The sequence below is a fragment of the Streptomyces luomodiensis genome (genome assembly GCF_031679605.1).
GTDB lineage: Bacteria > Actinomycetota > Actinomycetes > Streptomycetales > Streptomycetaceae > Streptomyces > Streptomyces luomodiensis.
This window is the reverse complement of the sequence record NZ_CP117522.1, coordinates 3,183,959-3,197,944: the sequence shown is the minus strand read 5'-3', so window position 1 is coordinate 3,197,944 and position 13,986 is coordinate 3,183,959. Positions and strand designations below refer to the sequence as shown.

13 protein-coding genes are annotated in these 13,986 nt (G+C 72.8%); 3 read left to right on the top strand and 10 right to left on the bottom strand.

Features of this window, described 5'->3' with window-relative positions:
- Positions 1-419: 419 nt before the first annotated feature.
- From PS467_RS13795 to PS467_RS13775, 5 genes are all read right to left on the bottom strand, one after another.
- Positions 420-1,685, bottom strand: a complete 1,266-nt coding sequence (locus PS467_RS13795) for a beta-ketoacyl-[acyl-carrier-protein] synthase family protein (RefSeq protein WP_311035528.1) — start codon at positions 1,683-1,685, stop codon at positions 420-422.
- A gap of 74 nt (positions 1,686-1,759) precedes the next feature.
- Positions 1,760-2,008 (bottom strand): acyl carrier protein, encoded by a 249-nt coding sequence (locus PS467_RS13790; protein ID WP_014060365.1) that lies wholly within the window; start codon positions 2,006-2,008, stop codon positions 1,760-1,762.
- 82 nt (positions 2,009-2,090) lie between these two features.
- A complete protein-coding gene (locus PS467_RS13785; protein WP_311035527.1) occupies positions 2,091-3,101 on the bottom strand; it encodes a ketoacyl-ACP synthase III in 1,011 nt (336 codons plus the stop codon).
- A complete protein-coding gene (locus PS467_RS13780) occupies positions 3,098-4,093 on the bottom strand; it encodes an ACP S-malonyltransferase (protein WP_311035526.1) in 996 nt (331 codons plus the stop codon). Before PS467_RS13780 ends, PS467_RS13785 begins: the two co-directional genes overlap by 4 nt.
- An 89-nt stretch (positions 4,094-4,182) precedes the next feature.
- On the bottom strand, positions 4,183-5,367 hold the full coding sequence (locus PS467_RS13775) for a PucR family transcriptional regulator (RefSeq protein WP_268971789.1): 1,185 nt from the start codon (positions 5,365-5,367) through the stop codon (positions 4,183-4,185).
- 114 nt (positions 5,368-5,481) lie between these two features.
- Here PS467_RS13775 and PS467_RS13770 point away from each other — a divergent pair, with 114 nt between their 5' ends.
- Positions 5,482-6,150, top strand: coding sequence for a pirin family protein (locus PS467_RS13770; RefSeq protein WP_311039847.1), 669 nt, complete (start codon positions 5,482-5,484; stop codon positions 6,148-6,150).
- Between the two features lie 89 nt (positions 6,151-6,239).
- Here the strand turns inward: PS467_RS13770 and PS467_RS13765 are convergent, their stop codons facing one another.
- Positions 6,240-7,052 (bottom strand): serine hydrolase domain-containing protein, encoded by an 813-nt coding sequence (locus PS467_RS13765; RefSeq protein WP_311035525.1) that lies wholly within the window; start codon positions 7,050-7,052, stop codon positions 6,240-6,242.
- A 148-nt stretch (positions 7,053-7,200) separates the two neighbouring features.
- Here PS467_RS13765 and PS467_RS13760 point away from each other — a divergent pair, with 148 nt between their 5' ends.
- Together PS467_RS13760 and PS467_RS13755 are read left to right on the top strand one after the other, a co-directional pair.
- A complete protein-coding gene (locus PS467_RS13760; RefSeq protein ID WP_311035524.1) occupies positions 7,201-7,641 on the top strand; it encodes a MerR family transcriptional regulator in 441 nt (146 codons plus the stop codon).
- A gap of 7 nt (positions 7,642-7,648) precedes the next feature.
- Positions 7,649-8,692: an aldo/keto reductase gene (locus PS467_RS13755; RefSeq protein WP_311035523.1), complete on the top strand. Its 1,044-nt coding sequence runs from the start codon at positions 7,649-7,651 to the stop codon at positions 8,690-8,692.
- 778 nt (positions 8,693-9,470) lie between these two features.
- On the opposite strand, the gene PS467_RS13750 is transcribed toward PS467_RS13755, so the two are convergent.
- The 4 genes from PS467_RS13750 to PS467_RS13735 form a co-directional block, all read right to left on the bottom strand.
- The gene (locus tag PS467_RS13750) at positions 9,471-10,151 is read right to left on the bottom strand and encodes a response regulator (RefSeq protein ID WP_311035522.1); all 681 of its coding nucleotides are present in this window, start codon (positions 10,149-10,151) and stop codon (positions 9,471-9,473) included.
- Entirely contained in the window at positions 10,148-11,539 is a 1,392-nt protein-coding gene (locus PS467_RS13745; protein ID WP_311035521.1) for a sensor histidine kinase, read from the bottom strand. The genes PS467_RS13750 and PS467_RS13745 overlap by 4 nt, the downstream gene beginning before the upstream one ends.
- Positions 11,540-12,598 (bottom strand): DUF4429 domain-containing protein, encoded by a 1,059-nt coding sequence (locus PS467_RS13740; RefSeq protein WP_311035520.1) that lies wholly within the window; start codon positions 12,596-12,598, stop codon positions 11,540-11,542.
- Between the two features lie 86 nt (positions 12,599-12,684).
- Positions 12,685-13,890: an alpha/beta hydrolase gene (locus PS467_RS13735; protein ID WP_311035519.1), complete on the bottom strand. Its 1,206-nt coding sequence runs from the start codon at positions 13,888-13,890 to the stop codon at positions 12,685-12,687.
- Positions 13,891-13,986 lie beyond the last annotated feature (96 nt).

Genomic DNA, 13,986 nt, shown 5'->3' with positions numbered 1-13,986 from the left:
CGGCGCCTCAAGGACCGGCATCCAAGGGCTGACGCCTCAAGGACCAGCGCCCTAAGGGCCGGTGGCTCAAGGGCTGGCGCTCAAGGGCCGGCGCCCCGAGGGCCGGCGCCCCCGAGGACCGGCGCCCCCAGGGGCTGGCGCCCCCAGGGGCCGGCGCCCCCAGGGGCTGGCGCCCCCAGGGGCTGGCGCCCCCAGGGGCTGGCGCCCCCAGGGGCCGGCGCCCCCAGGGGCTGGCGCCCCCAGGGGCCGGCGCCCCCAGGGGCCGGCGCCCCGAGGACCGGCGCCCCCATGGCCGGCGCCCCCATGGCCGATGCCCCCAAAGGCCGACACGCGAAGGGCCCGCCTCCGGTCGGAGCCGGAGGCGGGCCACGAGGCGGGCCACACGCTTGGGCAGGGCCCCTGGAGGGGGCGGCCGAGGGTCAGAGCGTGCGGAAGGCCAGCACCACGTTGTGGCCGCCGAAGCCGAACGAGTCGTTCAGCGCGGCGATCGGGCCCTCACTGGGCAGCGGCCGGGCCTCGCCGGTCACGAAGTCCGCGTCCGCCTCCGGGTCCGGGGTGACGAGGTTGAGCGTCGGCGGGGCGATCCGGTGGTACAGCGCGAGCACGCTGGCCACCGTCTCCACACCGCCCGCGCCGCCGAGCAGATGGCCCGTCATGGACTTGGTGGCGGAGACCGCCATGTGGTCCACGTGGTCGCCGAACACCTTGCGCAGCGCCTTGATCTCCGCCAGGTCGCCCTGCGGCGTCGAGGTCGCGTGCGCGTTGACGTGCGCGATCTCGGCACCGTCGAGGCCGGTGTTCTCCACCAGGTTCTGCAGTGCGTTCCCGATGCCGTTGCCGGACGGCTCCGGCTGGGTGATGTGGTGGGCGTCGGCCGAGATGCCCTGGCCGATGGCCTGTGCGTACACCCGGGCGCCGCGTGCGGCGGCGTGCTCAGCCGACTCCAGGACGATGGCGCCCGAGCCCTCGCCCATCACGAACCCGTTGCGGTCGACGTCGAACGGGCGCGAGGCGCCCTGTGGGTCGTCGTTGTTCTTGGACATCGCCATCATGTTGCCGAAGGCGACCATGGGCAGCGGGTGGATGGACGCCTCGGTGCCGCCGGCGACGACCACATCGGCGCGGCCGGTGCGGATCATCTCGATGGCGTAGCCGATGGCCTCGGCGCCGGACGCGCACGCGCTCACCGGGGTGTGCGCGCCCGCGCGGGCGTTGAGGGCGATGCTGACGTTCGCCGCCGGGCTGTTGGGCATCAGCATCGGCACGGTGTGCGGGGAGACCTTGCGGACCCCCTTCTCGCGCAGCACGTCGTACTGGTCGAGCAGGGTGGTGACCCCGCCGATGCCGGAGGCCACGACCGCGCCCAGCCGGTCGGGGTCGATCGAGGAGTCCTCGCCCGCCTTGGCGGTGAACCCCGCGTCCGCCCACGCCTCACGGGCCGCGATCAGGGCGAACTGGGCCGAACGGTCGAGCTTGCGGGCCTGCGGGCGCGGGATGACGGTGCCCGGGTCGACCGCGGCCTTCGCGGCGATGCGGACCGGCAGTTCGGCCGCCCATTCCTCCTCCAGGAGGCGGACGCCGGACCGGCCGGCCAGCATGGCCTCCCAGGTCGACGGGGCGTCGCCACCCAGCGGCGTCGTGGCACCAACACCGGTGACGACCACGGTGCGATTGGTCGAGTTCACAGGAATTCTTACTCCACGTGTAGAAGGTGCTGGACCTGCCACCGCATGGGTGGCGACAACCGGTCTCCTAGGGCTCAGCCCTGGTGCTTGAGGATGTACTCGACGGCGTCGCCGACGGTCTTGAGGTTCTTGACGTCGTCGTCCGGGATCTTCACGTCGAAGCGCTCCTCGGCGGCGACGACCACCTCGACCATGGACAGCGAGTCGACGTCCAGGTCGTCGGTGAAGGACTTGTCCAGCAGGACGTCCTCGGTCGGGATACCGGCGATCTCGTTGACGATCTCGGCGAGACCCTCGAGGATCTCTTCCTGAGTGGCGGCCATTGCGGCGCTCCTTCTTCGGTGTGTTGCGGTGGTGGCGCAGCGTCCGACTTCTGCGGGGCTGCGTGGATATGGACTATGGAGCCTAAGGGAGGGTAACGACCGTCGCTGCGTAGACGAGACCGGCTCCGAATCCGATGACGAGCGCGGTGTCGCCGCTCTTCGCCTGCCCCGTCGCCAACAGCCGCTCCATGGCGAGCGGAATGGAGGCGGCCGAGGTGTTGCCGGTGGTCTCCACATCACGGGCGACCGTGACGTGCTCCGGCAGCTTGAGGGTTTTGATCATCGAGTCGATGATCCGCATATTGGCCTGGTGGGGGATGAACGCGTCGAGGTCCTCCGCGCTGATTCCGGCCTCGTCCAGGGCCTGCTGGGCCACCTTCGCCATCTCGTAGACGGCCCAGCGGAAGACCGCCTGGCCCTCCTGGCGCAGCGCCGGGTAGCGCACCTCCGCCGCGTCCTGGTCGCGGTAGACGTCCCAGGGCAGGGTCTGGCTGATGGTGTCGGACTTGTCGCCCTCCGAGCCCCAGACGGTCGGGCCGATCGCGGGCTCCTTGGAGGGGCCGACGACCACGGCGCCGGCGCCGTCACCGAACAGGAAGGCCGTTGCCCGGTCCTCCAGGTCGGTCAGGTCGGAAAGCCGCTCGACGCCGATGACCAGCACATACTCCGCGGTACCGTCGGTGATCAAGCCCTTGGCGAGGGTCAGCCCGTAGCCGAAGCCCGCGCAGCCCGCCGAGATGTCGAACGCGGCCGGCTTGCCGGCGCCCAGCAGATGCGCGATCTCGGTGGCGATCGCCGGGGTCTGCTTGAAGTGCGAGACCGTCGAGACGATCACACCGCCGATCTGCTCCGGCGTCAGCCCCGCGTCGGCGATGGCCTTGCCGCCCGCCTCCACGGACATGGCGGCGACCGTCTCGTCCGGACCGGCCCAGTGACGGGTGACGATGCCCGAGCGGGTGCGGATCCACTCGTCCGAGGAGTCGATGTGCTTGAGGATCTCCTCGTTGGGCACCACCCGGGTGGGCCGGTAGCCGCCGACGCCGAGAATGCGCGCGTACGGGGCGCCCTTGCTGGGCTTGATCTTCGCGGTCATGCTTCTCGGGGCTCCTCTTCGGCCGGTGTGTCGACGGCGGGGACGGCGTGCTCCTCGATCAGCGCACGGGCCGCGTCGAGATCGTCCGGAGTCTTCAGCGCCAGGTTGGTGACGCCCGGCAGGGCGCGCTTGGCGATGCCGGTGAGCGTTCCGCCCGGGGCCAGCTCGATCAGCGCGGTGACGCCCAGCCGCTGGAAGGTCTCCATGCACAGGTCCCAGCGCACCGGGTTGGACACCTGGGCGACCAGCCGCTCGACCACCTCGGCCCCGGACGCCACGACCCCGCCGTCGCGGTTGGAGACGTAAGCGGTGCGCGGATCGGCCACCGGGACGCCCGCGACCAGGGTCTCGAGCGTGGCGACCGCCGGGGCCATGTGGTCGGTGTGGAACGCGCCGGCCACCTTGAGCGGTACGACGCGGCGCACCCCCTCCGGCTTGTCCTCGGCCAGCGCCGCCAGCTGCTCGGCGGTGCCCGCGGCCACGATCTGCCCGGCGCCGTTGACGTTCGCCGGGGTCAGCCCGTGCTTCTCCAGATGGGCGACGACATCGTCCTGCTCACCACCCAGTATGGCGGCCATGCCGGTCTCGGCACGGCTCGCGGCCTCGGCCATGGCCAGGCCGCGCCGGCGGACCAGCACCATGGCCGCCTCGTCGGTGAACACGCCCGCGGCCGCGGCCGCGGTGATCTCTCCGACGCTGTGGCCCGCGACCGCGCCGATACGGTTCGGCAGCTCCGCGAGACCGGTCGCGCCCTCGATGCCCTCCGCGAACAGCGCGTGGGCGGCGACCAGACCGGCGGCCACCAGCAGCGGCTGGGCCACCGCGGTGTCGCGGATCTCCTCCTCATCGGCCTTCGTGCCGTAGTGGATGAGGTCCAGACCGGAGACGGCCGACCACCAGGCCAGACGTTCGGAGACGCCGGGGAGGTCGAGCCAGGGGGTCAGGAAGCCGGGCTTTTGAGCGCCCTGGCCGGGAGCGACGAGTACGAGCACTCTCACACTCTCTCTTGTGGGGGGTCCGACCCGCCCGTGAGGACAAGGACGAAGAACGGTCAGGGGAATTGTGGGGGTCCGACAAACGGTCAGGGCAATATGTTCGCATCGGCGAGACGGCCCAGGATCAGGGCTATGCGCAGAGTAAACGCCGACCTGACGTCGGAAGGCGACCATCCGGTGACGTCGGTCACACGTCGTAGCCGGTAGCGCACGGTGTTCGGGTGAACGAAGAGCATCCGGGCCGCGCCCTCCAGACTGCTCGCCTGCTCGAGGTACACACTCAGCGTCTCCAGCAGCGCGGAACCGGCTTCCTCCAGCGGTCTGTAGATCTCCTCCACCAACTGCTCACGGGCGGCCGGATCCCCGGCCATCGCGCGCTCGGGCAGCAGATCGTCCGCGAGTACCGGACGGGGGGCGTCCGGCCAGGCAGTGCACGCCTTCAGACCGGCCGCCGCCGCCCCCGCCGAGCGGGTCGCGGCCAGCAGATCGGAGACCACGGGACCGGCCACCACCGGACCCGGGGCATACGGGCCGATCAGCGCCTTCGCCGCCTGGAGCGGATTGTCCGAGCCGCCCGCGACCACCACCAGCCGGTCGCCCAGCACCCCGGTGAGGACCTGGAGCTTGGCGTGGCGGGCGGCCCGCCGGATCGCCTCCACCGTGAGCTCGCTGTCCCCGTCCGGGGCGGTGCCCAGCACCACGCACACATGGTCGGGGGAGTTCCAGCCCAGGGCGGCGGCGCGGGACAGCGCCCCCTCGTCCGCCTCCCCGGACAGCACCGCGTTGACCACCAGCGACTCCAGCCGGGCGTCCCAGGCGCCGCGCGCCTCGGCGGCCTGCGCGTACACCTGGGCGGTGGCGAACGCGATCTCCCGCGCGTACACCAGCAGCGCCTCGCGCAGCACCGACTCATCGCCCGGCGCCGCCACGTCGTCGATCGCCGACTCCATGACCTCGATGGTCGTGCGGACCATCTCCACGGTCTGCCGCAGGGTGATCGCCCGGGTCAGCTCGCGCGGCGCGGTGCCGAACACATCGGTGCTGATCGCCTGGGGCGTCTCGGGATGGCGAAACCATTCGGTGAAGGCCGCGATGCCCGCCTGCGCCACCAGCCCGATCCAGGAGCGGTTCTCGGGCGGCATCGCGCGGTACCACGGCAGCTGCTCGTCCATGCGCGCGATGGCGCTGGCGGCGAGCTTTCCGGAGGACTTCTCCAGGCGGCGCAGGGTGGCACTGTGCGGATGCGGGGTGTTCGAGGCTGGTTCAGGCACGAGGACAAGACTGCCTTATCGGGTGGTGAGCGCTGGGGGCGGGAGGCTACGCGGGGGTAGGGGCGGGGGGAGGTCGGGACGGGCAGATCGGGGCGCACTACCGTGGACCGGGTGATGTGGATACAGCGGTCCGGTGCACGGTATCCGGGCGGGGACGGCGCGGGCATCGAGACGCGCCACGCCTTTTCCTTCTCTGGGCACTACGACCCCGGCAATGTGCGGTTCGGGTCCCTCGTCGCCTGCAACGAGGAGCGGCTCGCCCCCGGCGCGGGCTTCGCCGAACATCCGCACCGCGATATGGAGATCGTCACCTGGGTCGTCCAGGGCGAGCTCACCCACCAGGACTCCACCGGCGCGCGGACCGTGGTGCGCCCCGGCGATGTGCAGCGGCTCAGCGCGGGCAGCGGGGTGCGGCACACCGAGCGCAACGCGGGCGCGGAACCCCTCACCTTCGTCCAGATGTGGCTGGTGCCGGGCCCCGCCGCCGCGACCGACCCCGGCTACGAGGTGGTGCGCGGCATCGCCGACGGCACCCCGTACGCACTGGAGCGCACCGAGGCGGTACTGCACGTACGGCGGCTGATGGACGGTGAGCGCACCGCGCTGCCGGACGCGCCGTGGGTGTACGCGCATGCGGTGCGCGGCGCGGTGCGGCTCGACGGGGAGACCCTGGCACCCGGCGACGCGGCCCGGATCACGGATGCGCGGGGGCTGGAGGCGCGGGCCGAGGGCCCCGCGGAGCTGCTGATCTGGGAGATGCGCGCGGAACCGGTCTTCGGCTGACCGCCGACGCACGCACAGGCGACGGGCGACAGCCCTTGGTGACGGGCGGCAGGCGACGGCGACGCGCCCTTGGCGACGGGCGGCCGGCTTCAGCCCAGCTCCGCCAGGATCGCGTCGGTGAGCGTCGGCCAGACCTCGATCGCCCAGGGCCCGAAGGCCCGGTCGGTCAGGGCGACACAGGCGGCGCGCGCGTCCGGGTCCACCCACAGGAACGTCCCCGACTGGCCGAAATGCCCGAAAGTGCGGGGCGAGGAGGAGGCGCCGGTCCAGTGCGGCGACTTGCCGTCGCGTATCTCGAAGCCGAGCCCCCAGTCGTTGGGCCGCTGGTGTCCGTAGCCGGGCAGCACACCCGTGAGACCCGGATGGACCACGGAGGTGGCCTCGGCCAGCGTCTCGGCCGCCAGCAGCCGCGGGGCCTGGAGCTCCGCCGCGAAGCGCACCAGGTCGTCCACGGTCGAGACGCCGTCCTTGGCGGGGGAGCCGGGCAGCTCGGTGGCGGTCATGCCGAGCGGCTCCAGCACCGCCTGGCGCAGATACTCCGGGAACGGGATGTCCGTGGCCTTGGCGATGTGGTCGCCCAGCACCTCGAACCCGGCGTTCGAGTAGAGCCGGCGGTTGCCGGGCGCGGCGGCCGGCCGGTGCTCGTCGAAGGCGAGCCCCGAGGTGTGCGCCAGCAGATGGCGCACCGTGGAGCCCTCGGGCCCCGCCGGTTCGTCCAGCTCCACCGCGCCCTCCTCGACGGCGACCAGCGCGGCGTACGCGGCGAGCGGTTTGGTGACCGAGGCGAGGGGGAATCGGTGGCCGGTCGGGCCGTACGATCCGGCCAGGGTGCCGTCCGCGCGTACGACGGCGGCCGCCGCCGTCGGGACCGGCCAGTTCTCGATCATCCGCAGGCTCTCCATGCCCCAGAGCCTAGTGCCGGGTGCCGAGGGGACTCACGCCGCCCAAGATTCCGCCAAATCTCCGCTTGCTTGGAGTGCACTCCAAGTCAATAGCGTTGAAGACGTCGATGAGGCGTGCGGATCGACGACCTGCGAGAGGTGAATCGGCATGACCGTGTTGGACAGCGCTCCGGTGAGTATGGGAAGCACCACGCACCCCCGGCCCACCGGGCAGGACCGCTACACGATCAGTGAGGTGGCCGCCCACACCGGGCTGACGGCGCACACCCTGCGCTGGTACGAGCGGATCGGGCTGATGCCGCACGTGGACCGTACCCACACCGGCCAGCGTTGCTTCACCAACCGCGACCTGGACTGGCTCCACCTCGTCGGCAAGCTGCGGCTGACCGGGATGCCGGTCGCGGACATGGTCCGCTACGCCGAGCTGGTGCGGGAGGGCGAGCACACCTTCCCCGAGCGGGAGGAGCTGTTGACCACCCACCGCGAGAACGTACGGGAGCGGATCGCCGAGCTGCAGAGCACGCTCGCCGTTCTCGACTACAAGATCGATGTCTACGCTGACGCCCGGAGGGCGTCGGAGAGGGTCTGAACCCCGTATGAGCGACAGCACCAACGAGACGATCGCCACGGTCGGCCTGGGCACCGGCGGACCCGAGGTCGGCGTCCAGGGCCTGGGCTGCATGGGCATGAGCTGGGCCTACGGACCGACCCAGGACGAGGCGGAGGCGCGGGCGACGCTGGAGCGGGCCCTGGAACTGGGGGTCACGCTCTTCGACACCGCCGATGTCTACGGCTTCGGGCGGAACGAGGAGTTCATCTCCCCCTTCGTCCGGGCCAACCGGGACCGGATCACCCTGGCCACCAAGTTCGCCATCCAGCGGAACGAGAACGAGCCGTTCGGCAACCAGCGCATCCGCAACGACCGCCCGTACATCCGCCAGGCCATCGAGGGCAGCCTGCGCCGCCTCGGGGTCGACCACGTCGACCTGTACTACATGCACCGGCGCAACCCCGAGGTGCCGCTGGAGGAGAGCGTCGGCACCATGGCCGAGCTGGTGGCCGAGGGGAAGGTCAAGCACCTCGGGCTGAGCGAGGTCACGGCGAACGAGCTGCGCGCGGCGCACGCGGTGCACCCCATCGCGGCGGTGCAGTCGGAGTGGTCCCTGTTCAGCCGCGATGTGGAGGACGGCGGCGAGAACAGCGTCGTGGCGACCGCCGCGGAGCTGGGCGTCGCCCTCGTGCCGTACTCCCCGCTCGGCCGCGGCTTCCTGACCGGCTCGTTCGTCAACGCCGAGCGGGAGCTGGGCGAGGACGACTTCCGCCGCCGGCAGCCACGCTTCACCGGCGACAACGCGGCCGCCAACGCCGCGCTGCTGGCGCCCCTCCGCACGATCGCCGAGGCGCGCGGCGCCACGCTCGCCCAGATCGCGCTGGCCTGGGTGCAGCAGCAGGCCCAGGTGCACCGGCTCGCCGTGGTACCGATCCCCGGCACCCGCACCCGCGCCCGGATCGAGCAGAACACCGCCGCGACCCGGATCGAGCTGACCGCGGACGAGCTGGCCGCGCTGGAGCCGATCGCCGCACAGGTGGTGGGCGCCCGCTACGCCGACATGAGCGCGACGAGCGCGGGCCGCGCCTAGCCAAAAGCCCAGCGGCAGCCGACGCGCCGCCGCCGCGGGCGTCACGCCGCGCGTGACGCCCGCGGCGGCGGCGGGTTGTGGCACTGCGCGGTACCGCCCGGCGGGGCCCGGCACTGTGCCGACGGTGGGGCGTGGCACCGCCCGGCGGCGGGTTTGCGTCACCGCCCGGTGGTGGGTGCGTGGGTGGCGGTGCCGGGTCGGTGGGGTGTGGCGGTGTGGTCGGTCGGCTTGGCGTGTCGCGGTCGGCCTGGCGGTGCGTGGGCCGCTTGGCGGCGCGCCGCGGTGCTGCTCGGTGGTGGGTTGTGGCAGCGGGTCGGCGGTGCGTGGGGTGCTGCGGGTCGGCTTGGCGTGTCGCGGTCGGCCTGGCGGTGCGTCGGCCGCTTGGCGGCGCGCCGCGGTGGCGCTTGGCGGGGGTTGCGGTACTGGGCCAGTGGTGCGTCGCGGTAGTGCCCGGCGGGTGGCCGCACTGTCCGGTGGGTTGCCCCGCCGCCTGGCGGGTCGCGGGCGTCACCCCGTCGGCGGCCTGGGCCGGGCGGTCCAGCGCGAAGCCGGTCCGGCACGCAGGCGGAGCGATTCCCGCACAGCGCGGTCGGCACGGCTGTCGGACGAGGCCATCGCGGGGCGGCCGGTCCGCGATGGCCTCGTCCGACAGCCGTAGCCGTGGCCGTGGCCGTGGCCGTAGCCGTAGCCGTGGCAGAGGGCGGCGGGCGGGGCGTGGGCGGTCGCCGGTTTCTGGGGCGGCGAGCCCCGCTGCGAACCGGTCTGGCCCCGGCCGGGGTCACTGGCTGCCCGGAGTCACCAGACCCGACTCGTAGGCGAAGATCACCGCTTGCGCGCGGTCGCGGAGTGCGAGCTTGGCCAGCACCCGGCCGACATGCGTCTTCACCGTCTGCTCCGCGAGCACCAGCGCCTCGGCGATCTCCTGGTTGGACAGGCCCCGGGCGATCAGCTCCAGCACCTCCGTCTCACGCGGTGTCAGCCGCCCGCGCCGCAGGGCGCGTCCGTCGCGGCGCGGGGCGGGGCGCTGGCGGGCGAAGTCGGCGATCAGCCGGCGGGTGACGGACGGGGCGAGCAGCGCCTCACCCGCCGCCACCACCCGGACCGCCGAGATCAGATCGGCCGGCGGGGCGTCCTTCAGCAGAAAGCCGCTGGCCCCGGCGCGCAGCGCCTCGTAGACGTAGTCGTCCACGTCGAAGGTGGTGAGCATCAGCACCTTCGGCCGGTGGGTGACCCCGCGCGGCGGGTCCAGCAGCTGACGGGCCGCCGTCAGCCCGTCCATCTCGGGCATCCGGACATCCATCAGCACCACATCGGGGTGGGTGCGGCGGCTGACCTCCACGCCCTCCCGCCCGTCCGGCGCCTCGCCGACGACGTCGATATCGCTCTGCGCGGCGAGCAGCGCGGCGAACCCCGCCCGCACCATCGCCTGGTCGTCGACGATGATCACCTTGATGGTCATGACGGGTCCGTCTCTTCGCGCTGTTCGAGGTCGGTCAGGGGGAGCCGGGCCGCGACGCGGAAGCCGCCGTCGGGCAGCGGGCCGGTGTCGAGCGTGCCGCCGACCAGCCGTACGCGTTCGGCCATGCCGACGAGGCCATGGCCGGTGCCGCTGGTCTCCACGGGTCTGGTGGGCGTGCCGGCCGGTGGGCCGTTGACCACCAGCACGGTCAGCGCCGAGCGGTCCTCGGCCGAGACGGCCGGGACGGCCGGGACGGCCGAGACGGACACCCGGGTGGCGGCGCCCGGTGCGTGCCGCACCACATTGGCCAGCGCCTCCTGCACGATGCGGTATGCGGACAGCCCCACGGCCGGTGGCAGCGGTTCGAGCCCGGCCACGTCCTCGGCGACGGTCAGCGTGGTCGGTATGCCGGCCCGCACGGTCGCCTCGACCAGCTGCGGCACCTGCCGCAGCCCTGGCTGCGGCGTCCGCTCCCCGCGGGTTTCCGCACTGCGCAAGACACCCAGCAGCCGCCGCATCTCGGCGAGCGACTGCCGGGCGGTGGCGGCGATGGTGGAGAACTCCCGCTCCGCCTCGGCGGGCAGACCGCCGATCCGGTACGGGGCGCTGTCCGCCTGCACGGTGATCACGGACATGTGGTGGGCGACCACATCGTGCAGCTCACGGGCGATCCGGGCGCGCTCCTCCAGCAGGGTGCGACGGGCCCGTTCGGCCTCGCTGATCGTCTCCTGTTCGGCCAGCCGCCGCCGGGCGTCCCCGCGCTCGCGCAGCGCGCCGACGACGAGCAGCACCACCCCGCTGAACACGAACAGCACCACGTTGCTGCCGTTGCTCCGCTCCGGGAAGGCCACGCCGAGCGCCACCCCGGCGACGCCGGTGACCAGCCACACCGCCACCAGGGTGCGGGGCGGTTCGCGCAGCGCGAGGGCGAGCAGCAGGAAGAGGTAGCCGATGAGGGCGGCCGGCGGCCAGGGCCACACCTGGCGGTCGGGGTCCGTGGCGCCGAGCACCGTCAGCGCGCAGACGATGTCGCTGAGGAGGACGATCCACCACGCCTGAAGGGGACGGGTGACGGACAGCAGCAGCGGGGTGGACTGGGCGACGCCGAACAGCGTGGCGACGCCGCCGCCCACCCCGTATTCGGAGGTCAGGACTTGGGCGGAGACCGGAAGCAGGATCGCGATGAGGATCATCGCCACGCCGTACGGCACCCGGCGCACCCAGCGCCTGGGCGACCGGGCGAACAGCGGCGTCGCCGGATAGCTGGGGGTCACCAGGGCGCGGGCGAGGGCGCCCACCTGCCGCCGGGCGGCCCTGGGCAGGCTCTCGTGCGCGGTGGACGCCGGGCCGGCGGCCGCGTCCGCCGGCGCGGAGGGGGAGCCGGACACCTACAGTTCCGCCAGCAGTTCGGCCTTCTTCGCGCTGAACTCGTCGTCGGTCAGCAGTCCGGCCGTGTGCAACTCGCCCAGATGGCGGATGCGTTCGGCAATGTCGGCGGGGTCGCGGCGCGGGGCGGCGGCCCGTGCCGGGGACGGGGCGCCCTCGGCGCACGGCACCGGGGCGGAGACCTGGATGGCCTCCAGGACGGCCGCGGCGAACGGCAGCGACTGGTGGACGAGTCCGTAGCCCATCCCGAAGACGACGGCCGCGGGGTCCTGGTCGGGGCGGCCGGCGGGCTGGTCCTCGGCGGAGCGGCGCAGCAGCCGCAGATGGCCGTGGCCGCCGCCCTTGGGGGAGCCCTTGCCGGTGCCGTTCCGGGCCGTGCCGTTCTTGGCCGTACCGTTCCGGGCCGTGCCGTCCTTGGCCGCCGCGTCCGTGGCCGCCGCGTCCGTGGCGGAACCGCCTGCGACGGGCCCCCCTTGGGCGGAGCCCTCCTTGGGCGCGGTGCCCGCCGAGCCCCGGCTCTCCGGTGACCGCCACTCCACCCCGGTCAGCTCCTCGATCCGGAAGCGCTGGTCCCCGGCCTTCCACTTCGCCGAGGAGGCGCCGGTCCAGAACCAGCGGAAGGAGATCGCCTTGCCGTCGAAGGACGCCTTGCCGTCGTACGCCTTGAAGGACAGCGGCGCCTGGGGCACGGTCACCAGATACGCCTCGGCGGGGATGCCGGCGTCCGGGCCCAGGACGGCGCGTATCTGTTCCGCGTAGTAGTCGGCGAGGGTCTCCCGCTCGGCCGGCAGCACCAGGCGGTACGGGTCGTACGCCTCCTTGAGCTGGCCGCCGGCCGCGTCCATCAGCGGGTCGGCGCCCGGTCTCGGCACGGCGCGCAACACCACCGTTCCCCGTTTGCCCGGGGTGAGCTCCACCCCGGACAGCGCCTCGTAGGGGATGCGGCGTTCGCCGAGCGTCTGGAGCAGCTTCGGCGTGCGGATCCCCCGTTCGAAGCGGATGAGCACGGAGTCGGTGTCGAACTCCCAGACGGTCTGAAAACCCGCCAGCACATCACCCATGCGGCTCATCGTATGCGGCGGTACCCCGGCCCGTCCCCCTTTGAGGCTACGCGCGTCACTAGAGTTTCCGGTGTTTCCGCGTCGCGTCAGCGCAGCCCCGCCGTGCAGTCGTCACCGTTGCCGCAGCTCACGGACTGGACGGCGCCGATTCCCACCCGTGCGAAGTTGTCCAGGCTGGTGGTGCCCGGTTCGAAGTATCCGGCGTGTCCATGCGCCCCGTCCGCGGACAGCACCCGGGCGCCGAAGCCGGAGGAGAGCGGGTCCGCGCCGTGGCCGAGCCCGCCGACCTCCAGATGCGGAATGTCCTCGATCCAGTCGCCGGAGTCGCGCATCGCCCACACCCGGGCGCTGGTCCCCAGGTCGGAGACGTGGTCGGCGCGCATACCGGGGCTGCCGGCCACCGCGATATCGGTGACCTTGGGCGGCAGGTCGCGGGCGGCGACCCCGCACACCACCGAGCCGTAGCTGTGGCACATCAGCGAGACACGGGAGAGCGAGGGCAGCGCGTCGACCAGCGCGCGCAGCCGCACCGCGCCCTGGGCGGCGAGCTTGCCGGTGGCCGCGTCCATGCCGATCCCGGCCGGGGAGGTGTAGTCGGCCCAGGCGATGACGGCGGTCTTGGTGTCCGGGGCGTCGGTCCGCTCGTTCTGGTAGAGCGCACGGGCCATGCCGACCGTGGCGGTGTACGGGCGCCCGGTCTTCTGGAACGTCAGGATGTTGGTGTCCACGCCCGGGACCACGATCGAGACCCGGGTGGCGTGGGCGAGGTCGCCGAAGACCTCGGCGGCCCGTCCGGCGCCCGACGGGTCGAAGGAGAAGATCTGCCGCCCGGCGCCCAGCAGGTCCTCGTAGCGGTCCATCCGGCGGGTCGCGTCGGCGCGGCCCAGCGGGGTGAGCCGGGGGTCGTGCACCCGCTTGCGCTCCTCGGCGCGCGCTTTGGTCAGGGCGACGCGGTTGGCGCGGTAGCGCAGGGCCACCGGCGCGCCGTTGAGATTGCCGATGACCAGCGGGTAGCGGCGCACCAGACGGTCCGTCTGGGCCTTGCTGAGCGAGTCGAACCAGCGGTTGAGCGCGCGCGGCGAGCCGTACGGATCGGGCAGGGCGTGGCCGCTGAGTCTGCCGTGGCGCCAAGCGTTGATCGACGCGGAGAGCGGATCGGCGGCTCCCGTGTGACTTCTTATGGCGGTCCAGCCGGTGGTGGCGAGGAGTACGAAAACCACCGCCAGCGCGAGCAGGGCGCGCCAGGCGGTGGAACCGGGAGAGGGGGAGCCGAGCTCCGAGAAGGAAGTCACCGCGGAACACCCTAGGAGAAGCACGGCACCGGGTGCCAAATGCCGTGATTCATATCACGTTTGAGGGTGGGAATTCCTGGGATCTATGCCGGAATT

Coding starts and splice junctions, on each gene's coding strand:
- PS467_RS13755 (WP_311035523.1), top strand. CDS start 7,649: ATGAGCGACAGCACCAACGAGACGATCGCCACGGTCGGCCTGGGCACC.
- PS467_RS13770 (WP_311039847.1), top strand. CDS start 5,482: ATGTGGATACAGCGGTCCGGTGCACGGTATCCGGGCGGGGACGGCGCG.
- PS467_RS13765 (WP_311035525.1), bottom strand. CDS start 7,052: ATGGAGAGCCTGCGGATGATCGAGAACTGGCCGGTCCCGACGGCGGCG.
- PS467_RS13790 (WP_014060365.1), bottom strand. CDS start 2,008: ATGGCCGCCACTCAGGAAGAGATCCTCGAGGGTCTCGCCGAGATCGTC.
- PS467_RS13740 (WP_311035520.1), bottom strand. CDS start 12,598: ATGGGTGATGTGCTGGCGGGTTTTCAGACCGTCTGGGAGTTCGACACC.
- PS467_RS13785 (WP_311035527.1), bottom strand. CDS start 3,101: ATGACCGCGAAGATCAAGCCCAGCAAGGGCGCCCCGTACGCGCGCATT.
- PS467_RS13760 (WP_311035524.1), top strand. CDS start 7,201: ATGACCGTGTTGGACAGCGCTCCGGTGAGTATGGGAAGCACCACGCAC.
- PS467_RS13750 (WP_311035522.1), bottom strand. CDS start 10,151: ATGACCATCAAGGTGATCATCGTCGACGACCAGGCGATGGTGCGGGCG.